General features: G+C 72.2%; 20 protein-coding genes. 3 read left to right on the top strand and 17 right to left on the bottom strand.

The genetic code is table 11. The features are described from left to right. Positions 1 to 25 precede the first annotated feature (25 nt). The 14 genes from BJP60_RS04780 to BJP60_RS04715 all read right to left on the bottom strand — a co-directional run bounded on the left by BJP60_RS04780 (position 26) and on the right by BJP60_RS04715 (position 13,677). Positions 26 to 1,015: a DUF2332 domain-containing protein gene (locus BJP60_RS04780; protein WP_203137909.1), complete on the bottom strand. Its 990-nt coding sequence runs from the start codon at positions 1,013 to 1,015 to the stop codon at positions 26 to 28. Beyond that, entirely contained in the window at positions 1,015 to 1,950 is a 936-nt protein-coding gene (locus BJP60_RS04775; RefSeq protein ID WP_203137908.1) for an ABC transporter substrate-binding protein, read from the bottom strand. Before BJP60_RS04775 ends, BJP60_RS04780 begins: the two co-directional genes overlap by 1 nt. A gap of 30 nt (positions 1,951 to 1,980) precedes the next feature. Further along, positions 1,981 to 2,697: an ABC transporter permease gene (locus tag BJP60_RS04770; protein ID WP_203137907.1), complete on the bottom strand. Its 717-nt coding sequence runs from the start codon at positions 2,695 to 2,697 to the stop codon at positions 1,981 to 1,983. Continuing rightward, positions 2,694 to 3,350 (bottom strand): ABC transporter permease, encoded by a 657-nt coding sequence (locus BJP60_RS04765; RefSeq protein ID WP_203137906.1) that lies wholly within the window; start codon positions 3,348 to 3,350, stop codon positions 2,694 to 2,696. The genes BJP60_RS04770 and BJP60_RS04765 overlap by 4 nt, the downstream gene beginning before the upstream one ends. Then, positions 3,347 to 4,183, bottom strand: a complete 837-nt coding sequence (locus BJP60_RS04760) for an ABC transporter ATP-binding protein (RefSeq protein ID WP_203137905.1) — start codon at positions 4,181 to 4,183, stop codon at positions 3,347 to 3,349. The genes BJP60_RS04765 and BJP60_RS04760 overlap by 4 nt, the downstream gene beginning before the upstream one ends. 4 nt (positions 4,184 to 4,187) lie before the next feature. Continuing rightward, positions 4,188 to 4,502 carry a DUF427 domain-containing protein gene (locus BJP60_RS04755; protein WP_203137904.1) on the bottom strand — a complete coding sequence of 105 codons (315 nt, stop codon included), beginning with the start codon at positions 4,500 to 4,502 and terminating at the stop codon, positions 4,188 to 4,190. Between the two features lie 68 nt (positions 4,503 to 4,570). Beyond that, positions 4,571 to 5,503: a 4-(cytidine 5'-diphospho)-2-C-methyl-D-erythritol kinase gene (locus BJP60_RS04750; protein WP_203137902.1), complete on the bottom strand. Its 933-nt coding sequence runs from the start codon at positions 5,501 to 5,503 to the stop codon at positions 4,571 to 4,573. A 30-nt stretch (positions 5,504 to 5,533) separates the two neighbouring features. Continuing rightward, positions 5,534 to 6,385, bottom strand: a complete 852-nt coding sequence (gene rsmA / locus BJP60_RS04745; protein WP_203137900.1) for a 16S rRNA (adenine(1518)-N(6)/adenine(1519)-N(6))-dimethyltransferase RsmA — start codon at positions 6,383 to 6,385, stop codon at positions 5,534 to 5,536. Between the two features lie 30 nt (positions 6,386 to 6,415). Next, positions 6,416 to 7,303 carry a TatD family hydrolase gene (locus tag BJP60_RS04740; RefSeq protein ID WP_203137899.1) on the bottom strand — a complete coding sequence of 296 codons (888 nt, stop codon included), beginning with the start codon at positions 7,301 to 7,303 and terminating at the stop codon, positions 6,416 to 6,418. A gap of 1 nt (position 7,304) precedes the next feature. After that, positions 7,305 to 8,882, bottom strand: coding sequence for a methionine--tRNA ligase (metG, locus tag BJP60_RS04735; protein WP_203137897.1), 1,578 nt, complete (start codon positions 8,880 to 8,882; stop codon positions 7,305 to 7,307). A 30-nt stretch (positions 8,883 to 8,912) separates the two neighbouring features. After that, positions 8,913 to 10,427, bottom strand: coding sequence for a gluconokinase (locus BJP60_RS04730; RefSeq protein WP_238439562.1), 1,515 nt, complete (start codon positions 10,425 to 10,427; stop codon positions 8,913 to 8,915). 20 nt (positions 10,428 to 10,447) lie between these two features. After that, on the bottom strand, positions 10,448 to 11,467 hold the full coding sequence (locus BJP60_RS04725) for a zinc-binding dehydrogenase (RefSeq protein ID WP_203138962.1): 1,020 nt from the start codon (positions 11,465 to 11,467) through the stop codon (positions 10,448 to 10,450). A 43-nt stretch (positions 11,468 to 11,510) separates the two neighbouring features. Further along, positions 11,511 to 12,284, bottom strand: coding sequence for an SDR family oxidoreductase (locus tag BJP60_RS04720; RefSeq protein WP_203137895.1), 774 nt, complete (start codon positions 12,282 to 12,284; stop codon positions 11,511 to 11,513). Between the two features lie 10 nt (positions 12,285 to 12,294). Next, positions 12,295 to 13,677, bottom strand: coding sequence for a GntP family permease (locus BJP60_RS04715; protein WP_203137893.1), 1,383 nt, complete (start codon positions 13,675 to 13,677; stop codon positions 12,295 to 12,297). A 115-nt stretch (positions 13,678 to 13,792) separates the two neighbouring features. Between BJP60_RS04715 and BJP60_RS04710 the strand changes: the two genes are divergently transcribed. Further along, the gene (locus BJP60_RS04710; RefSeq protein WP_203137892.1) at positions 13,793 to 14,512 is read left to right on the top strand and encodes a FadR/GntR family transcriptional regulator; all 720 of its coding nucleotides are present in this window, start codon (positions 13,793 to 13,795) and stop codon (positions 14,510 to 14,512) included. A 163-nt stretch (positions 14,513 to 14,675) separates the two neighbouring features. Here BJP60_RS04710 and rsmI read toward each other — a convergent pair whose 3' ends face one another. Continuing rightward, positions 14,676 to 15,494, bottom strand: a complete 819-nt coding sequence (rsmI, locus tag BJP60_RS04705) for a 16S rRNA (cytidine(1402)-2'-O)-methyltransferase (RefSeq protein ID WP_203137891.1) — start codon at positions 15,492 to 15,494, stop codon at positions 14,676 to 14,678. A 247-nt stretch (positions 15,495 to 15,741) separates the two neighbouring features. On the opposite strand from rsmI, the gene BJP60_RS04700 reads away from it, so the two are divergent. Beyond that, positions 15,742 to 17,286 carry an MFS transporter gene (locus tag BJP60_RS04700; protein ID WP_203137890.1) on the top strand — a complete coding sequence of 515 codons (1,545 nt, stop codon included), beginning with the start codon at positions 15,742 to 15,744 and terminating at the stop codon, positions 17,284 to 17,286. A 59-nt stretch (positions 17,287 to 17,345) separates the two neighbouring features. On the opposite strand, the gene BJP60_RS04695 is transcribed toward BJP60_RS04700, so the two are convergent. Continuing rightward, positions 17,346 to 17,726 carry a RidA family protein gene (locus BJP60_RS04695; protein WP_203137889.1) on the bottom strand — a complete coding sequence of 127 codons (381 nt, stop codon included), beginning with the start codon at positions 17,724 to 17,726 and terminating at the stop codon, positions 17,346 to 17,348. Beyond that, positions 17,726 to 17,929, bottom strand: coding sequence for a DUF3500 domain-containing protein (locus BJP60_RS04690; protein ID WP_203137888.1), 204 nt, complete (start codon positions 17,927 to 17,929; stop codon positions 17,726 to 17,728). The genes BJP60_RS04695 and BJP60_RS04690 overlap by 1 nt, the downstream gene beginning before the upstream one ends. 37 nt (positions 17,930 to 17,966) lie before the next feature. On the opposite strand from BJP60_RS04690, the gene BJP60_RS04685 reads away from it, so the two are divergent. After that, positions 17,967 to 19,496: a dolichyl-phosphate-mannose--protein mannosyltransferase gene (locus BJP60_RS04685; protein ID WP_238439561.1), complete on the top strand. Its 1,530-nt coding sequence runs from the start codon at positions 17,967 to 17,969 to the stop codon at positions 19,494 to 19,496. The last annotated feature ends 25 nt before the right edge of the window (positions 19,497 to 19,521 follow it).

The raw sequence follows: 19,521 nt of genomic DNA, 5'->3' as shown, positions 1-19,521 counted from the left end.
GCGCAGCGGCGATCGCGGGATCGGGTCAGCGCAGCCAGCGGAGGGCGGCGCCGTGCTGATCCGCTGACGCCACGGCGTCGCCGTCGATGCCCAGCACGAGGTGACCGGCGGGCGCGTCGGCGACCAGGCCGGGCACGACGCCCGAGGCCTCCATGCTGACCCAGTGACAGCGGCCCGCCGCGACGCGCTCGCGCATGGCGGCCTCGAAGGCCCGGCGATCCTCGGTGTCGAGGTACATGATCACGGCGCTGTGGTAGACGACGACGGCGGCGCCGTCGGCCTCGCCGTGGGCCCGGTCGATCAGCGCATCCAGATCGCGTCGCAGGTCACCGGTCACGATCGGAGGCGGCTCGCGACGGGCGAGCGCGACGCCCGCGCGCAGGCGCGCCAGGCGCTCGTGCTGCTCTGGCCACACGAGGGTCTCCAGCCAGCGCACCCGCTCGTCGTCGCGCACGTCGATCGGCGCGATGTCGAGACCTGTGCGCCATGCGACCGCGGGTCGCTCGGTGGGCAGCGGCGCGGAACCCGTCACGTCGCACTCGAGCTCGGGCTCATCCGGCCCTCCGATCGCGTGCTCCCCGCTGGGCGTGCGCCAGCGGTACGCCCAGAGGTCCGGCAGCAGGCACAGGCCCGCGGACGCACCGATCTCGATGAGCGCGAGCGGGCGCCCCTCGGCGGCGAGCGCGAGCGCCGGCAGCAGGGTGGCGAGTCGCCGGGCCTCGTTGGTCTGCGTGGCGTGGGTCAGGATCGTGTCGCGGATGGCCGCACCCTCGTCGCCGAGGACGGCGGCGCGGAAGCCCTCGTAGGGGCCGGGAGCGGGCACGCCGTGCGCCCGGGCGGCCGCGAACACGAGGTTCGGCTGCCGCTTGACCGGGGGCAGCTGCCCCAGCCAGGCGACCACCTCATCGTCCTCCGCGACCGCGCGCGCCCACTGGGCGAACGTGTCGGAGGCGCCGTCGGCGAAGCGCGCGAACTCGAGGTATCCCGCGCGCACCTCGCCGTACAGCTCGAGCATCAGCTGAGGCCGTTGGCCTCGAGCCACTCGGTCGCGACGTCCTCGGGCGAGCGCTGCTCGACCGTGTTCTGCACGTTGAGCCCCACCAGCCCCTCGGGCGTGAGCGCCGCGCTGACCGGGTTGATCACGTCGGCGATCTCCTCGGCGATGTCGCTCGATGCGATCGGGACGACGTTCGACGCGAGGATCAGGCCCTCCGGGTCCTCCAGCGGCACGAGGTTCTCGGTCTCGATGCGCGGGTCGGCCGTGAACACGTTCGCCACGTCGATCGTGCCGGCCAGCAGCTCCTCGACCGTGGTGTCGCCCGTGGCCGAGAACTCGAGGTCGACGCCGTAGAGCTCCTGCGCCCCGGTCGGGCCGTAAGGGCGCTCTTCGAGCTCGGGCGGGCCGCCGAGCGTGAGCGGGCCCTCGACGTCCGCGAGGTCGCCGATGGTGGTGAGCCCGTTCTGCTCGGCGAACTCCGCCGTGACCGTGTAGGAGTCCTGGTCGGTCGCGGTCGACTGGTCGAGCGCCGTGAGACCGTCGGGCAGCACCTCGGTGAGCGCCGCGTAGACGTCATCGGCCGTGCGCGCCTCGGTCTCGGCGTCGTAGAACTGCAGCAGGTTGCCCGTGTACTCGGGGAACAGGTCGACCTCGCCGCTCTCGAGCGACGGCAGGTACGCGTCGCGCTGGCCGATCGAGAACTGCCGCTCGACCTCGAAACCCGCCCCCTCGAGAGCCTGCGCATAGATCTCGGCGATGATCTCGTTGGAGGCGTACGCCTGCGATCCGACGACGATCGTCTCGGAGCCGCCTGTCGTCTCCTCGCCCGCCGGCTCGCTCGGCTCGGCGAGCGGGTCGCTCGACCCGCATCCCGCCAGCACGAGCGCCAGCCCCGCCGCACCCGCCAGGGTCGCGCCGCGCATCATCTTGGTCCAACCCGTCGTGGTGCTCATCACTGCGCCTTCCGTCGTCCTGGCGAGAGCCTACGCGGTGGCGGGGACATCGGGACGCGTCCGCTCCTGAAGCCGCGGACCTTCCCGCAGATACGGCGGCAGCGATGCCCGCTGCAGCAGCGCGAACACGCCGTCGAGCACGAGCGCCAGCGCGGCGACGACGAGCGCGCCGCCCAGCACCTGATCGAACCGGCGCAGCGCGATCCCCTGGATGATGTCGTATCCCAGCCCGCCGAGGTTCACGTAGGCGGCGAGCGTCACGGTCGCGACCACCTGCAGCACCCCCGAGCGCAGTCCCGCGACGAGCAGCGGCAGCCCGAGCGGCGCCTCGATGCGCCACAGGATCTGCCACTCCGTCATCCCCTGCGCGCGCCCCGCGTCGATCGTGCGCCGGTCGATCGCCTCCAGCCCCGCGTACGCGCCCGCCAGGATCGGCGGGATCGCGAGCAGGACGAACGCGATCATGGCCGCCTCCGGCTTGCGTGTCACGCCCATCAGCAGCACGAGCAGCAGGATCAGACCGAACGACGGGATCGCCCGCGCGGCACCCGAGATCGCCACGGCGACTTCGCGACCACGGCCGGTGTGGCCGATCGCCCAGCCGGCCGGGATCGCGATCACGGCCGCGATCGCGACGGCCGCGAACGTGTACCAGAGGTGGACGAGCACGGCCTCGGGCAGCGGATTGGAGCCCTCCAGCCGCTCGGGCGAGAACAGCCACGCGAAGGCCTCGAGCAGCAGGTTCATGCGCGGTCCGCCTTCGCCCCCGAGAAGCGCGCCCACGGCAGCAGCAGGCGCCCCGCCAGCACCAGCAGCAGATCCACGACGAGCGCGACGATCGCGACGGCCACCACGCCGGCGAAGATCTCCTCGACGATGCGCCGCTGGAAGCCGTTGGTGAACAGGTATCCGAGGTTCGTGACGCCGATCAGGATGCCGACCGTCGCGAGCGCGACCGTGCTCACGGCGGCGACGCGCAGGCCGGCGAGGATGACCGGGCCCGCGAGCGGCAACTCGACGCCCCAGAATCGCCGCCCGGCTCCGTAGCCCATCGCGACCGCGGCGCGGCGCACGTCGTCGTCGACCGAGTCGAAGCCGTCGGCGACCGAGCGCACGAGGATGGCCACGGCGTAGATCGTCAGCGCCAGCATGAGGTTCAGCTCGCTGAGCGCGCTGATGCCGAAGATGAGCGGCAGCAGCGGCAGCAGCGCGAGCGACGGCAGCGTGTACAGCAGCCCCGTGATGACGATCACCGGCCCCCGCACGGCGCGCCAGCGGTGCGCGACCCACCCGAGCGGCAGCGACAGCAGCAGGCCCCAGAGGATGGGCAGCAGGCTCTGCTGGAGGTGCTCGACCGTCAGCGACAGGATGAGGCCGACGTTGTCGGCGACCCAGCTCATCCGCTGTCCCCGGTGCGCAGCACCCCCTGCACGCGTCCGGATCCGTCGACCACGACCGTGCTGTCGCCGGAGGTGCGCAGCGTCAGCTCGCGCTTGCCGCCCGCGACCCCGACGAAGTCGGCCACGAAGTCGTCGGCGGGCGACGCGAGGATCTCGGCCGGCGTGCCGCGCTGCACGATCCGCCCTCCCGTCGCCAGGATCACCACCTCGTCGCCCAGCAGGAACGCCTCGTCGACGTCGTGCGTGACGAACAGGATCGTCTTGCCGAGCTCCTGCTGCAGGCGCAGCAGCTCGTGCTGCAGCTCGCGACGCACGATCGGGTCGACGGCGCCGAACGGCTCGTCCATCAGCAGGATGTTCGGATCCGCCGCGAGCGCCCTCGCCACGCCGACCCGCTGCTGCTGGCCGCCCGACAGCTGCGACGGGTACCGGTTCGCCAAACGCGCGTCGAGGCCGACCGTCTGCATGAGCTCTGCCGCGCGCTCGCGCGCCTTCGACCGCGCCACGCCGTTCAGCACGGGCACCGTGGCGATGTTGTCGATCACGCGCACGTGCGGCAGCAGCCCGGCCTGCTGCATCACGTAGCCGAGTCCGCGACGGAGGGCGACGGGATCCTTGTCCCGCACGTCCTCGTCGTCGATCAGGACGACGCCCGAGGTGGGATCCACCATGCGGTTCACCATGCGCAGCAGCGTCGTCTTGCCCGATCCGGAGGACCCGAGCAGCACGACCGACCGGTGCGACGGGACGGTCAGGCTGACGTCGTCGACCGCGACGGTCTCACCGCGTCCGTCCGCGTAGGTCTTGCGGACGGAGCGGAACTCGATGCCCACGCGGTCAGGCGACGACGCGGACGTCTTCGCCGAACGCCACGTAGCCCGAGAAGTCGGCCCCGACGCGGTCGATCGCGCTGTGAGGCGGGGTCGGGTAGCTCCAGGCCGCGTCGACCGCCTCGTCGTGCACGTCGCCCTGGCTGTGGCGCAGGGTCCAGTACTGGGCCTCGCCCTTCCAGTGGCACGTGTACGGGGTCGGACTGGCGTGGAACAGCGAGCGATCGAGCGTGTCCGGCGGGAAGTACCGGTTGCCCTCGATCATGACGATCCGGTCGTCCGGGGATTCGGCCACCACGTGGTCCCGCCAGAGTGCGCGCATGCTGCGAGCGTAGCCCCGTGCGGGGACATCGGGACAGGACGAGAGCGGATCGAGACCGAACCGGCGGCTCAGCCGACGATGCGCGCGCCGGGCACGGGACCGTGTGCGTGCAGCGCCGAATGCCCGTCGGACTCCAGCTCCGTGCGCAGCTCGAGCGCGTGCTCCGCCGACCGGCACAGGAACGCCAGCGTCGGTCCGGATCCGGACACGATGCCCGCCAGCGCCCCCGCCGCCTCGCCGTACTCGAGCACGGCGGCGAGATCGGGCCGCAGGCGCAGCGTGGCGACCTGCAGGTCGTTGCGCAGCGCGGATGCGAGCATCGCGGCGTCCCCCGCGCGGAGGGCGTGCAGCACCTCGGCGTCGACCGACGGGCGCTGCACCACCGGTCCGATGTCGACCCGGTGACGCTCGCGGTGCGCGTCGAGCTCGCCGTACACCTTGGGCGTCGACACGCCCTCGTCGCTCGTGACGAGCACCCAGTCGAACCGGCCGCGCGCGAGCGCGGGGTTCAGCAGATCGCCGCGTCCCGTGCCCACCGCCGTGCCGCCCTTGAGTGCGAACGGCACATCGGCGCCGAGCCGCGCCGCGAGGCGCTGCAGCTCGGGACCCGTCAGCCGCGTGTCCCACAGCGCGTCGCACGCGAGCAGCGCGGCGGCGGCGTCCGCCGATCCGCCTCCCATGCCGCCCGCGACCGGCACCTGCTTGTGCACGTCGAGGTGCACGCCGCCCTCGTACCCGGTCTCGTCCGCGAGCAGCATCGCCGCACGCAGCGCGAGATTGCGCTGATCGGTCGGCACGCCCTCGACGTCGACGGTGCCCGAGACGGAGAGCGTGAACTCGTCGGACTGCGTCGCCACGACGTCCTCGTACAGCGACACCGCCTGGAACGCCGTCGCGAGCTCGTGGTAGCCGTCGCTCTGCAACGCACCGACCTCGAGGTAGACGTTGATCTTGCCCGGGGCGCGCACGCGCACCGACGGGATCTCCTCGGCGAAGGTCATGCGCGCGCTCGCGGGGTCCGGGTCACGTCCTCAGGCTATCGGCCCGATCGCGCGCGCGATCCGGACGAAGTCGTCGATCGCGAGCTCCTCGCCGCGCGCGGTGGGGGCGACGCGCGCCCGCTCGAGCACCTCGCTCGCGCCCGCCGCCGTGCCGCCGAGCACGCCCGCGAGGGCCTGACGGAGCATCTTGCGACGCTGCTGGAACGCCGCATCGACGATCCGGAACGTCAGCATCCGCTCGTCCTCGGTGCCGCGCGGCTCGGGGTCGCGCGTGAAGGCGACGAGCACGCTGTCGACGTTCGGCACCGGCCAGAACACCTGCCGCGACACCGTCCCCGCGAGCCGCCAGGGTCCGTACCAGGCCGCCTTCGCGCTCGGCGCACCGTAGACCTTGCTGCCGGGCGGCGCCGCGAGGCGCTCCCCCACCTCGGCCTGCACCATCACGACGCCGCGCTCGAGTCGCGGGAACGTCTCCATGAAGTGCAGCAGCACCGGCACCGACACGTTGTACGGGAGATTCGCCACGAGCACGGTCGGGTCGCCGGGGAGCTCGGTCACGCGCAGCGCATCCGCGTCCACGACCGTGAGCGCCCCCTCGCGCACACCGTGCTGCGCCGCGGTCTCGGGGAGCCGCTCGGCGAGTCGGTGATCGATCTCCACCGCCGTCACGCTCGCGCCGGTCTCCAGGATCGCGAGCGTCAGCGACCCGAGACCCGGCCCCACCTCGACGACCCGGTCATCCTCGTGCACGCCCGCGACCTGCACGATCTTGCGGACCGTGTTGGCGTCGACGACGAAGTTCTGCCCCAGCTTCTTCGTGGGGGTGACGTCGAGCGACGCGGCGAGCGAGCGGATCTCGCTGGGCCCGAGCAGAGTGACCATTCGTCCATTCTCGCGGGTCGCCGGGCCGCGTCAGAACGCGCCGTAGACCTCGGTGGTGTTGGCGGCGATCCGTGCGCACAGCTCGTCGACGTCCATGCCGAGCTCGGCAGCCATGAACCGCACCGTGACGGGAACGAGGTATGGCGCGTTCGGGCGGCCGCGGTGCGGCACGGGGGTGAGGAACGGCGCGTCGGTCTCGACCAGGATGCGCTCGACCGGCGTCACGGCCAGCGCATCGCGCAGATTCTGCGCGTTCTTGAACGTGATGTTGCCCGCGAACGACAGGTGGTAGCCGTTGTCGGCGGCCTCGCGCGCCATGTCGGCGTCGCCCGAGAAGCAGTGGAACACGGTCCGCTCGGGCGCGCCCACGCGCGCGAGCGTGTCGAGCACGTCGCGATGCGCGTCGCGGTCGTGGATCTGCATCGCGATGCCGTGCTTCTTCGCGAGCGCGATGTGCGCCTCGAACGAGGTGTGCTGCGCGGGACGCCCCGCCTCGTCCGTGCGGAAGTAGTCGAGGCCCGTCTCGCCGATCGCCCGCACGCGCGGGCGGGCGGCGAGCTCGTCCATCACTGCGATGGCCTCGTCGAGCCGCCCGGCCCGCGCGTACGTGGGCGCGTCGTTCGGATGGATCGCCACGGCGGCGAGGACGCGCGGATGCGCCTCGGCCGCCTCGACGGCCCAGCGCGAGGACTCGATGTCGCCGGATGCCTGCACGACCCCCGCGATGCCCACGGCGAGCGCGCGCTCGAGGTGCGCGGCGAGGTCCAGCGGCTCGTCGCCGTCCGTGATCTCCAGGTGCGCGTGGTTGTCGTACACCGGCACCGCGAGAGGCTCTGGCGCGTCCGGGTAGCGGAGGTCCTTGCGGCCGTCCTTGACGCGCTCGCGGACGTAGGTCTCCGGGGTCTCCGGGGAGCTCACGTCAGTCGGCCTGCTCGATGCGCGGGAACAGCGGCGCAAGGGCCTGCGTCGCCGTGCCGGCGGGCAGGACGCCCCACGTGCCGACCTCGCGGATCGGCTGCTCGGCGAGCGTCCCGAGCGCCTGGTCGGCGCCGAGAGCCGCCCACAGCTTGGCGGTGGACTGGGGCATGATCGGCGACAGCAGCACAGCGAGCGCGCGCAGCCCCTCGGCGCACGTGTACAGCACGGTCGCCAGGCGCTCGCGCTGGGTCTCGTCCTTCGCCAGCGCCCACGGCTCGTTGTCCGTGATGTAGCCGTTCAGCTCGTCCACGATCGTCCAGACCGCACGGATCGCCTCGTCGATCCGGAACCGCTCGATCGCCTCGTCCGCGCGCGACGCGGCATCCTGCACGACCCTCTGGATCGCGAGATCGACGTCCGTGTAGGCGCCAGGCTCGGGCACCGCGCCGTCGAAGTAGCGCCCGATCATCGCGATCGTGCGCGAGGCGAGGTTGCCGAAGCCGTTCGCGAGCTCGGCCTGGTAGCGCGCGGACAGGTCCTCCCACGAGAACGAGCCGTCCTGGCCGAACGCGATCGCGGAGAGGAAGTAGAAGCGGAACGCGTCGCTGCCGAAGGTCTCCACGAGCGTCTCGGGCGCAATGCCCGTCGCCTTCGACTTCGACATCTTCTCGCCGCCCACGAGCAGCCAGCCGTGTGCGAAGACGCCCTTCGGGACATCCAGGCCGGCCGCCATCAGCATGGCCGGCCAGATCACGGCGTGGAAGCGCAGGATGTCCTTGCCCACGACGTGGTAGCCGGGCCAGCGGCGCGCGAAGTTCTCGTCGTCCGCGCCGTAGCCGATCGCGGTGGCGTAGTTCAGGAGCGCGTCGATCCACACGTACAGCACGTGCGAGCTGTCCCACGGGATCGGGATGCCCCAGTCGAACGCGGAGCGCGAGATCGACAGGTCCTTCAGGCCCTGCTGCACGAACGCGACGACCTCGTTGCGCGCCGACTCGGGCTGCACGAAGTCGGGCCGGTCGCGGTACAGCGCGAGCAGGCGGTCCTGGAACTCGCTGAGCTTGAAGAAGTAGTTCTTCTCGTGCAACAGCTCGAGCGGCTTGGAGTGGATCGCGCAGACCTTCAGCCCCTCGAACGGACCCGTGCCGTCGACGATCTCGCTCTCGGGCTTGAACTCCTCGCAGCCGACGCAGTACAGCGCCTCGTACTCTCCCGCGTACACGTAGCCGCGGTCGTAGATCGACTGCCAGAACTTCTGCGCGCGGGTCTCGTGGCGCTCCTGCGTCGTGCGGATGAAGTCGTCGTTCGCGACGTCCAGCGTCTTCAGCAGCGGGAACCACGCCTCGGTCACGAGCTTGTCGACCCACTCCTGCGGCGTGACGCCGTTCGCCGCCGCCGCGCGCATCATCTTCTGGCCGTGCTCGTCCGTGCCGGTGAGCATCCAGGTGTCATCCCCCGCCTGGCGGTGCCAGCGCGCGAGCGCATCCGCCGCCACCGTCGTGTAGCCGTGCCCGATGTGGGGCACGTCGGACGGGTAGTAGATCGGCGTGGTGATGTAGAACGAACGGCCGGAAGTCACCTGTCGATCCTATTCGCGGGTGACGCCCTGTTACGCCAGCGGCAGCGAGGGCGCGAGCTTCTGCAGGCGCGCGTTCGCGGAGAACAGGGCGTCGTACAGCTCGTCGAACAGCGGCCGCAGGGTCGCGTACACGGCGGCGTCGGCGGGGCGGTTGCGGATCACGCGGCTGACGGGGACCAGGTCGGCCGCCACGTCGATCGAGGCGATCAGCCCGAGGGCCTCCATGCCGAGCAGCGCGGCGCCGAATCCGGAGCCCTCCTGCTCCTCGAGCATGCCGACCGGCGACCCGAGCGCGTCGGCGAGCGTCTGCTGCCACAGCGGATGCTGCATCACACCGCCCGTCGCACGGATCTCGTCGATCTCGAGTCCCGCGGCGCGCATCGAGTGCAGCACGAGCGAGAGCTGCAGCGCGACGCCCTCGACCGCCGCGCGCACGAGGTGCTCGCGCCGGTGCGCGCGCGTCAGCCCCACGTAGGCGCCGCGCGCAACCGAGCTCCAGTGCGGCGCGCGCTCGCTCAGCAGATAGGGCAGCATCAGCAGGCCGCCCGATCCCGCGGGCACCGTCGCGGCCGCGTCGAGCAGCTCCTCGGTGGGGACCTCGCCGTCCGCGATCTCGGACCGCACCCAGTCGAGCACGATGCCGCCGTTGTTGACGGCGCCGCCGATGACCCAGCGATCCGCCGTCAGGGCGTAGCAGAACACGCCGCCGCGGGGGTCAACGGCCGGGCGGTCGACCGCAACGCGCAGTGCCCCGCTCGTCCCGATCGAGCACGCCGCGACACCCGGGCGCACCGCGCCGACACCGAGGTTCGCGAGCGGGCCGTCGCCCGCGCCCACGACGACGCGGGTCGCGGTGCGCAGGCCCGTCGCGGCGGCGGCCTCCTCCGTGAGCCCGTCGAGCACGGTGGTGGTGGGGACGAGGTCCGGCAGCTGCTCCTCGCGGATGCCCGCGAGGCCCAGCGCCTCCTGATCCCACGCGAGCGTGTGGATGTCCATCAGTCCGGACGCCGACGCGAGCGAGTGGTCGACCACGAGCGCGCCGCACATCCGCAGCAGCACCCAGTCCTTGATCCCGACCCAGAACGCCGCAGTCTGCCGGATCCGCGGCTCCTGCTCGCGGAACCACATCAGCTTCGTCAGTGGCGACATGGGGTGGATCGGCGTGCCCGTGCGGCGGTGCAGCGCGAGCCCGTTGGCCGAGGCGCGCAGCCGCTCGGACTGGGCCGAGGCGCGCGTGTCGGCCCACGTGATGACGGGTGTCAGCGGCTGCAGCTCGTCGTCGAGGGCGAGCAGGCTGTGCATCGCGGACGAGAACGACATCCCCGCGATGCGGTCGGGACCGAGCTCGGCGACGACGTCACGGACGCCCTCGTACACGGCGCCCAGGATCAGATCCGGATCCTGCACGGCGTGCCCCGGGTGCGGCTCCTCGAGCGGATAGCCGTGCGAGGCCGACGCCAGCTGACGTCCGTCGGGCGTGTACGCCACGACCTTCGTCGCCGTCGTGCCCATATCGACGCCGAGGACGATGTCCTGTGCAGCCACTTCGCGCGCCCCGCTTCCGCTCACGCCGCCGGCTCTGCCAGCGACACGACGACCTTGCTGGATCGGCGCGAGTCGCGCGCGATCCGGAAGGCGTCCTCCGCGTCGGCGACCTGCACGACGTCGGTGATCACCTGCTCGAGCTCCGGACGCTCCGCGAGGAGCGCGACGGCCTCGTCGATCTCATCGTGGAAGCGGAACGTGCCGAGCAGCGCCACCTCCTTCGAGATGAAGGGCGCGAGGTTCACGGGCCGCGGCTCGTCAGGCAGCATGCCCACCTGCACGACCGTGCCGCGACGGCGCACGGCCACTCCCGCCGCGCTGATCGCGACCGGCGCACCGGAGCACTCCAGCACGACGTCGAAGGCCTCGGCGGGAAGGTCCTGCTCCCCCACCCGGAACGTCTCGTCGGCGCCGAGAGCCGCCGCGCGCGCGAGCGGCTCCGCCAGCACGTCGCTCACCGCCACGGACTCCGCGCCGCGCGCGCGAGCCGCGGCGAACGCCAGCAGACCGATCGGCCCCGCGCCCGAGACGAGCACGCGCGCGCCGGCGAGGTCGCCCGCGCGGGTCGCGGCGTGCAGCGCCACCGCGAGCGGCTCGGCGAGCACGGCCCGGCGCACGGGCAGCGACTCGGGCAGCACGCGCACCATGTCGGCGCGCACGACGAGCAGCTCGGCCATGGCGCCCTGCGTGTGCGGCTGCGTCGACGCGCTGCCGAGGTACGACCCGCCGGGCCACAGGTGCGGATCCTGCTCCGCCCCGCGCACGGGCGAGCCGAAGCGCGCGGGGTGCACGGTCACGGGCGTGCCCGGCGCGAGCGCGCCCGACGGGTCGAGGTCGACGCGACCCGAGAGCTCGTGCCCGGGGACGAGCGGCTCGCGCACGACGTACTCGCCGTTCGCCCCCTCGAAGAAGTAGTGCAGGTCGGATCCGCAGATCCCGACGTAGTCGACGCGCAGGCGCACCTCCCCCTCGCCCGGCTCGGGCGCGGGCGCCTCGCCCACGGAGATCGCGTCCTTGCCCTCGATCCACACCGCTCGCATGCTCATCGCCTTCCGCTCACTCGTTCTCGTCCCAGGTCCCGGTTCAGACCACGGCGGTCATGCCGCCGTCGACGAAGATGTTCTGTCCCGACACGAAGCTCGAGGCATCCGAGGCGAGGAACAGCAGCGCCCCGCGCAGCTCGCTCACGTCGCCCCAGCGCCGCGCGGGCGTGCGGTTCACGAGCCACTCCGTGAACGCCTCGTCCTCCACCAGCGCGCGGTTCATCTCGGTCGTGAAGTACCCGGGCGAGATCGCGTTGACCTGGATGCCGTGGCGTGCCAGGTCGGCCGCCATCCCCTGCGTCAGCAGCGCGATGCCGCCCTTGCTCGCGCCATACGGCGCGATCGTCTGCCGCGCGAGGCGCGACTGCACCGATGCGATGTTCACGATCTTGCCCGAGCCGCGCTCGACCATCCCCGGCGTCACGAAGCGCGAGACATAGAACGCGCTCGACAGGTTCGCCGCGATCACGGCGTCCCAGTCCTCCACGCGGAACTCGGCGAACGGCGCGCGTCGCTGGATGCCCGCGTTGTTGACGAGGATGTCGGGCACGCCGTGCTCGGCGATGAGGCCGCCGATCCCCTCCTCGACCGCGGCGGCGTCCGCGACGTCGAACGCGACGGTCGCGGGGCGGCGGCCCGTGGCGGTCTCGAGCTCGTCCGCCGCGCCGGCGAGCGCCGCGCGGTCGCGGCCGTGCAGCACCACCCTGGCGCCCGCTTCCGCGAGCGCCAGGGCGAGCGTGCGGCCGAGGCCGCGCGACGAGCCGGTCACGAGGGCCAGTCGGCCCGAGATGTCGAACACGTCGTGGGTCGTCATATCCGTCCGATCAGAAGATGGCGTAGATCACCAGGACGATCGCGAAGCCGACGAGCGACTCGATCGCCTGCTGCACGGTCCAGGTCTTCAGCGTCGTCTTGACGTCCAGGTTCATCAGGCGTCCGACCAGCCAGAAGCCCGAGTCGTTCACGTGGCTGGCGAACACCGAACCGGCGGCGGCGGCAAGCGTCACGGCGGCCGTGTCGATCGGGCTGTAGCCCGCGGCGGTGACCGCCGGGGCGAGCAGACCCGCCGTCGTCACGAGCGCGACCGTGGCCGAGCCCTGGGCCACGCGCAGCGCGACCGCGATCAGATAGGCCGCGAAGATGAGCGGCAGGCCGAGGCCGTCCAGCGTCTCGGACAGGGCGTCGCCGATGCCGGACGCGCGCAGCACGCCGCCGAACATGCCGCCGGCACCCGTGATGAGGATGACCGAGGCCACGGAGCCGAGCGTGTTGTCCACGAGCTTCTCGAGCGCGGATCCGTTCTGGCCGCGGAACTTGCCGAGCACGAGCAGCGCGACGAGCGCCGTGATCAGGAGCGCGACGGGCGACGTGCCGATCAGCATGAGCGCCTGGACCCAGGTCTCGTCGCGGTCGACCGCGCCCACCGAGCCGAGCGCGTTCAGGCCCGTGTTCAGGAAGATCAGCACGAGCGGCAGCAGCAGGATCAGGATGACCGTGCTGGCCTTCGGGGGGTTCTGCGGCTGATCCTCGTCCGTCGCGCCGAACAGCGGCGGGACGATCATCGGGTAGCGCGAGTTGACGAACTTGCCCCACAGGTAACCCGACAGGTACCAGGCCGGGAAGGCGACGACGAGGCCGATGAGCATGACGATGCCGAGGTCGGCCCCGAACAGCTCCGTGGCGGAGACCGGACCGGGGTGCGGCGGCAGGAACACGTGCATAACCGAGAAGGCCGCGGCGCCCGTGATGCCGTAGAGCAGCAGGTTCTTGCCGCCGATGCGCCGCGCGACCGCGAAGATGATCGGCAGCATGACGACGAGTCCCGCGTCGAAGAAGATCGGGAAGCCGAGGATCAGCGACGTGAGGCCGAGCGCGAACGCGGCGCGCTTCTCGCCGAAGATCCGCACCATCCCGTCGGCGAGCACCTTCGCGCCACCGCTCGACTCGATGAGCCGGCCCAGGATGGCGCCGAGGCCGATCAGCAGGGCCACGTTGCCGACCGTCCCGCCGAAGTTCTGCACCAGCACCTCGTTGACCAGCACGTCCATCGGCAGGCCGGTCGCGATCGCCGTCAGAAGCGACACGATGATCAGCACGAGGAACGCGTGCAGCCGCAGCTTGATGACGAGGAACAGGATCAGCGCGACGGCCACGGCGGCGATCGCCAGCAGCGGTCCGGCGCCGAGCACCGGTGTCCAATCTTCCATGGGGGATTCTCCGTTGAAATCAGGGATCGCGCCGATCGCGATCCGAGGAAGGTGATTGAAAGGTACTACTTTTCCGATGGGTAAGGTAGCACCATTCGACGACGAAGGAGACGTGATGGGCGGCGGAACCCACCGCGACGTGCTGGGCGAGCTCGGGCGCCGCATCAGTGCGGGCAGCATCGCCCCCGGCACCGTGCTGACCCTCGCGGGCATCGAGCAGGAGCAGGGTGCCTCCCGCACCGTCGTGCGCGAGGCCGTGCGCGTGCTCGAGAGCATGGGCATGGTCGAGTCGCGCCGCCGCGTCGGGATCACCGTGCGCCCGCGCGAGCTCTGGGACGCGCTCGACCCGCAGCTGATCCAGTGGAACCTCGATGGGCCGTTCCGGCAGCAGCAGCTGGAGGCGCTCGCCGAGCTGCGCGTCGCGGCCGAGCCGATGGCCGCGCGCCTCGCGGCGCGGCGCGCGAGCCCCGCGCAGCGCGCCGAGCTGCGGCGCCTCGCCGACCGGCTCGTCGAGCTGGGCGGCCGCGGCCTCGGCGCGTCCGAGCCCTACCTGGAGGCGGATGTGGCGTTCCATGCGCTGCTGCTCGCCGCCTCGGGCAACCCGCTGCTCGCGGTGCTCGAGCGCCCCGTGCAGGCCGTGCTCGAGGGCCGGACCCGGCTCGGCCTCACGCCCGCGATCCCCGCCGAGGGCACGCTCGAGGAGCACATGCGCGTCGCGCTCGCGGTGGCGGGCGCCGACCAGGACGCCGCCGAGCGGCATTCCCGCGCGCACATGCGCACGGTGTGGGGCGAGGTCGCCGAGGAGGTGCGCGGCGCGGCCGCCGACCAGGCGTGATCCGCGCGGCGGCTCGGGCGACGCGCCGGAGCTGCGGCTCTCGCCAGCACTCCGGAGAACACCGGAATCGCGGATCGATGCGCGGCCTCGGCTCCGGGATCCGGGTGGAGTCCGGGCTCCGGGATCCGGACGAACCCTGGGATCCGGGATCCGGGCGAAGGCGTCAGCGCTTGGCGGCCAGCGCGGCCTGGTACAGGTCGCGTGAGGAGTGCCCCGTGTGGGCCGCGACCTCGGCGGCGGCGTCCTTGAGCCGCGTGCCGGAGGCGACGAGCTCCTGCACCTGGGACAGCGCGTCCTCGAGCGGCACCTCGCCCGCGACCGCGCCGGCCACGACGATCACGAGCTCGCCGCGCACACCGGCCTCGGCCCACGCTGTCAGCTCGGCGAGCGTGCCGCGCGCGACCTCCTCGTGCAGCTTCGTGAGCTCGCGGCACACCGCCGCCCGGCGATCCTGCCCGAAGGCCGCACCGAGGTCGGCGAGCGTCTGCGCCACGCGCGTGGGCGCCTCGAAGAACACCATCGTGCGGGGTTCGGAGGCCAGCGCAGTGAGCGCGCGGCGCCGCTCCCCGGGCTTGCGCGCGACGAAGCCCTCGAACGTGAAGCGGTCGGTCGGAAGGCCCGACACCGCGAGCGCGGTGAGCACGGCGCTCGGTCCCGGGACCGCGGTGACCGTCACGCCCGCGTCCGCCGCCGCGGACACCAGGCCGTAGCCCGGATCGCTCACGGTCGGCATGCCGGCGTCGGTCAGGACGACGAGGTCCTGCTCCCGCGCGAGCTCGACGAGCTCCGCCGCCTTCTGCCGCTCGTTGTGGTCGTGCATCGCGATCAGCCGGGGCCGGTTGGCGATGCCGAGCGCCGCGAACAGGCGCTGCGCCGTGCGGGTGTCCTCGGCCGCCACGACCGGCGCCTGCTCGAGCACCTCGATGAGCCGCCGGGATGCGTCGCCCAGATTGCCGATGGGCGTCGCCGCGAGGATGATCACCGGTTCAGCGTAGTCGCGGCGAGCCGGCCGGCATGGCCCCGGAACGAGGCGGACGGTCGCGGACCGATACACTGGATGGGCTGAATCAAGGGAGTCGGATGCCTGCGCGAGCACGGGCATCCACTCGTGTGAGGGCTTCGTCCCCGCCACCTCCCGTGTCCTTCGGTTCGCGTCCCGCACCTCTCGCCTGACGGCCCAGCGCTGTCGTGGTGCGGTTCTGCCCATCCGCTCCCCGAAGGAGACCCTCATGTCCAGCGCGCCCTCGATCCGACGTCGCACCCTGCGCGGTCACCCGATCGCCACCCTCATCTCCGTGAGCTTCGGCCTGTTCATGGTCGGCCTCGACGCGACCGTCGTCCACATCGCCAATCCGGCGATCGCCGCGGACCTCGGCACGTCGTTCGCCGAGCTGCAGTGGATCACGAACGCGTACCTGCTCGGCATCGCCGTGTTCCTGATCCTCGGCGGCCAGATCGGCGACCGCTTCGGCCGCCGCACCACCTACGCCGTCGGCGTGATCGCGTTCGCGCTGGCCTCCATCGCGATCGGCCTGGTCGGCTCGACGGCCGGCGTGATCGCGTTCCGCGCCGTCCAGGGCGTGAGCGCGGCGGTGCTCATGCCGCAGACGATCGCGCTGCTGCGCGCGACCTTCCCGCGGGAGAGGTTCGGCATGGCGGTCGGCATCTGGGGCGGCGTGTCGTCGCTCGCGATCGCCGCGGGCCCGATCGTCGGCGGCGCGCTCGTGCAGTCCGCCGGCTGGGAGTCGATCTTCTTCCTCAACGCCCCCATCGCCGCGATCGCCGTCGTGATGTCGGCACTCGTCCTGACGGAGTCGAAGGCCTCGAGCGCCGCCGGCCGGTTCGACATCCCGGGTGTCCTGCTCCTCGCCCTGGGCCTCGCGGCCGTGATCGTCGGCATCGTCCAGTCGGAGACGTGGGGCTGGGCCAGCGCGTTCACGATCGGCGCGCTCGTGCTCGGCATCGCCCTGCTGGGCCTGTTCGTCCTCGTGGAGGCGCGGACGAAGGATCCGCTGCTGCCGCTGTCGCTGTTCCGCGCGCCGGGGTTCGCCGTCGGCGGCGTCGCGATCGCGGTGAACTTCTTCGCCATGATGGGCGTGACGTTCTTCCTGACCCTCTTCCTCGTGAACGTCCGCGGCGCCGAGGGCCTGCTCGCCGGCGTCATGCTGCTGCCCATGTCGGCCGTGTCGATCGTGGCGTCCCCCGTCGGCGCCGTCCTCGTCAGCCGCATCGGCGCCCGTCGCACCATGGCGCTCGGGCTGGGCATGGTCGCCGTCGCGTTCGCGGCGCTCACCGCGATCACCGCGGAGTCGCCCTACGTCGGCATGGCGATCCCGTTCGTCGTCCTCTCGCTGGGCGTCGGCTTCACCATGACGGCCGGAGCCGAGGCGATCGTCGGCAGCGCTCCCGTGCACCTCGCCGGCGTGGCGGGCGGGTTCCAGAGCACGATGCTGCAGCTCGGAGGCGCTCTCGGCACGGCGGTGTTCGCCGCGATCGTGACCGCCGGATCGCGAGCGGGATCCGCGGAGCTGCCGCTCACGGACGGCGAGCGCGACGGGGTCTCGCAGGGCATCGTCCCCGCACACCTGTCGGCGACGGATGCCGCCACCGCGCTGAACGCGTTCCTCGGGGGCTTCCACGCGGCGCTGATCACGGCCGCGGTGCTCGCGGCGGTCGTCGCCGTGCTCGCGCTCGTCGCGCTGGGCAAGCGTCCGCGGCCCACGGCCGCGGAGGTCCGCGAGGAGACCGTGGAGGCCGGCGCCGGCCACGCGTGACCGCCTGCTGCGGACGCGCAGGCCGCGCGTCCGCAGCCACGCGGCCTGAGACCGATGCTCTAGTCGAGGACGGCGATCAGGTCCGCCTGCACGAGGAGACCGCCGTCCAGCTCCGCACGGACGACGTGCCGCGCGGGCCGGGAGGCGGCATCCGGGAACATCGCGAGCCACTCCCGGTTCAGCGCCTCCCGGTCGCGGAAGTCGACGAGGTAGACGGTCATCCGCATCACGTCCTCGACCGTGCCGCCGACCTCCGCCATGAGCGTGCGGACGTGCCGGAAGACGTTCACGACCTGCTCGTCGAGCGACGCGGGCAGCGTCCCGTCCGCGTCGCGCCCCGTGAAGGCGCCCGAGAACACGAACGGCCCCTTGCGGCTCGCGGCGGGGATGGGGTTGGCGTGGTGGAAGCCCGGGAGGTCGACCGATTCGCGACGCGCCATCATTCCTCCCGCTCGCGCCACTGCGCGAGATACGCCTTGCCGTAGTCGTTGCCGTTCGGCAGCCGCAGGGTCGTGTGCACATGGAATCGCGCCGGCAGCTTGTTCGCAAGCCACACGCCCGCGTGATTGTCGAGCTCGGTCACGATCACCGGCGAGGAGGTACGCCAGGCGACCCCCGCGCCGCTCGAGGACGTCCTCGGCATCCACTGATCGTCGCCACGCGCCCCCTAGGCTTTCCGGGTGAGGATCGCGCGGCTGACGGGGGCGGGCACGGCCGCGTGGCTCGTCCCGGTCGCGCTCACGGTGCTCGCGGGCCTGCTGCGGTTCGTCGGGCTGTGGCATCCGCACCAGCTGGTGTTCGACGAGACGTACTACGTCAAGGACGCGTGGACGCTGCTGCACCTCGGCTACGAGGGCACGTGGCCCGAGGACGCCAACGAGCCGTTCGTGGCGGGCGACACCGACGTGTACGGCACGGATCCCGCGTACGTCGTGCATCCGCCCCTCGGGAAGTGGCTGATCGCGATCGGCATGCTGCTGTTCGGAGCCGACAGCGGGTTCGGCTGGCGCTTCTCGGCCGCGCTGTTCGGCACGCTGCTCGTGCCGCTCGTCTACGCCATCGCGAGGAAGCTGTCCGGCTCGATCGCGGTGGGCGCGGTCGCGGGCGGCCTGCTCGCGATCGACGGGCTCGCGATCGCGCTCAGCCGCGTGAGCCTGCTGGACGGCTTCCTGACGTTCTTCGTCACGCTCGCTTTCTGGTTCCTGCTCAAGGATCGCGATCGCACGGGCCCGGCGATCCTGCGGGCGGGCGGCGAGGCGACGGGACCGGTGCTGTGGAGCCGTCCCTGGGTGATCGCGGCGGGAGCGTCGCTCGGCGCCGCGACCGCCGTGAAGTGGTCGGGGCTGTACGCGCTGGCGGGCGTGGGCGTGCTGCTGGTCGTGCTGGACGCGATCGCGCGCCGGCGCGCCGGCATCGCCGCGCCCTTCTCCGCGGCGATCCTGCGGCAGGCGCCGGTCGCGTTCCTGCAGCTCGTGCCGGTCGCGGCGCTCGTCTACCTCGTCTCGTGGACCGGATGGCTCGTGACGCCGGGCGGCTACGATCGCGCCTCCGACCCGAACCCGCTGATCGCGCTGTGGAACTACCACTCCTCCATGTACGGCTTCCACGTCGGTCTCACGAGCGCGCACCCCTACGCGAGCCCCGCATGGCAGTGGCCGCTGCTGCTGCGCCCCACCGCGATGTGGCTCGCGCGGCCCGACGCGGGCACCGAGTGGTGCGGCTGGAGCGACGACTGCATCGCCGTGATCGGCAGCCATCCGAACCCCGTCACGTGGTACGGCGCGTGGGCAGCCGTCATCCTGCTCGTCGTGCTGCTCGCCCGCGGCCGCGGCGGACCCCTGCGGCTGGGCTTCGCACTCACCCTGAGCGGACTCGTGATCACCTACGTGCCCTGGCTGCTGTATCCCACCCGTACGATCTTCCAGTTCTACACGGTCACGATGCTGCCGTTCCTGGTCATCGCCGTGGCGCTCGCGCTCGCGTGGCTGACGCGCCCTCGCGACCCGGTGATCCTGCCCGGCGCGACCCACGGTGAGATCCAGTACGCCGAGCGGTACGCCGCGACTCAGACGCGCGCGTGGCGCCTGTTCGCGACGGTGTTCCTGGCGGTCGCCGTGCTCGCGGGGATCTTCTTCCTGCCGCTGTCCACGGGCTTTCTCACCCCGTACGGGTTCTGGTGGATGCACATGTGGCTGCCCGGCTGGGTGTGACGCGCACCGCGCACGCACAGCGCAC

The sequence above is a fragment of the Microbacterium sp. JZ31 genome (assembly GCF_016805985.1).
Classification (GTDB): domain Bacteria; phylum Actinomycetota; class Actinomycetes; order Actinomycetales; family Microbacteriaceae; genus Microbacterium.
Note: the sequence above shows the minus strand (reverse complement) of the source record. Positions and strands in the feature narration are given on the sequence as shown.

Excerpts from the sequence above, each read along its gene's own strand:
- BJP60_RS04780 (WP_203137909.1), bottom strand. The coding sequence starts at position 1,015 with ATGCTCGAGCTGTACGGCGAGGTGCGCGCGGGATACCTCGAGTTCGCG.
- BJP60_RS04775 (WP_203137908.1), bottom strand. The coding sequence starts at position 1,950 with ATGAGCACCACGACGGGTTGGACCAAGATGATGCGCGGCGCGACCCTG.
- BJP60_RS04770 (WP_203137907.1), bottom strand. The coding sequence starts at position 2,697 with ATGAACCTGCTGCTCGAGGCCTTCGCGTGGCTGTTCTCGCCCGAGCGG.
- BJP60_RS04765 (WP_203137906.1), bottom strand. The coding sequence starts at position 3,350 with ATGAGCTGGGTCGCCGACAACGTCGGCCTCATCCTGTCGCTGACGGTC.
- BJP60_RS04755 (WP_203137904.1), bottom strand. The coding sequence starts at position 4,502 with ATGCGCGCACTCTGGCGGGACCACGTGGTGGCCGAATCCCCGGACGAC.
- BJP60_RS04750 (WP_203137902.1), bottom strand. The coding sequence starts at position 5,503 with ATGACCTTCGCCGAGGAGATCCCGTCGGTGCGCGTGCGCGCCCCGGGC.
- rsmA (WP_203137900.1), bottom strand. The coding sequence starts at position 6,385 with ATGGTCACTCTGCTCGGGCCCAGCGAGATCCGCTCGCTCGCCGCGTCG.
- BJP60_RS04725 (WP_203138962.1), bottom strand. The coding sequence starts at position 11,467 with ATGCGAGCGGTGTGGATCGAGGGCAAGGACGCGATCTCCGTGGGCGAG.
- BJP60_RS04720 (WP_203137895.1), bottom strand. The coding sequence starts at position 12,284 with ATGACGACCCACGACGTGTTCGACATCTCGGGCCGACTGGCCCTCGTG.
- BJP60_RS04715 (WP_203137893.1), bottom strand. The coding sequence starts at position 13,677 with ATGGAAGATTGGACACCGGTGCTCGGCGCCGGACCGCTGCTGGCGATC.
- BJP60_RS04710 (WP_203137892.1), top strand. The coding sequence starts at position 13,793 with ATGGGCGGCGGAACCCACCGCGACGTGCTGGGCGAGCTCGGGCGCCGC.
- BJP60_RS04700 (WP_203137890.1), top strand. The coding sequence starts at position 15,742 with ATGTCCAGCGCGCCCTCGATCCGACGTCGCACCCTGCGCGGTCACCCG.
- BJP60_RS04695 (WP_203137889.1), bottom strand. The coding sequence starts at position 17,726 with ATGGCGCGTCGCGAATCGGTCGACCTCCCGGGCTTCCACCACGCCAAC.
- BJP60_RS04690 (WP_203137888.1), bottom strand. The coding sequence starts at position 17,929 with ATGCCGAGGACGTCCTCGAGCGGCGCGGGGGTCGCCTGGCGTACCTCC.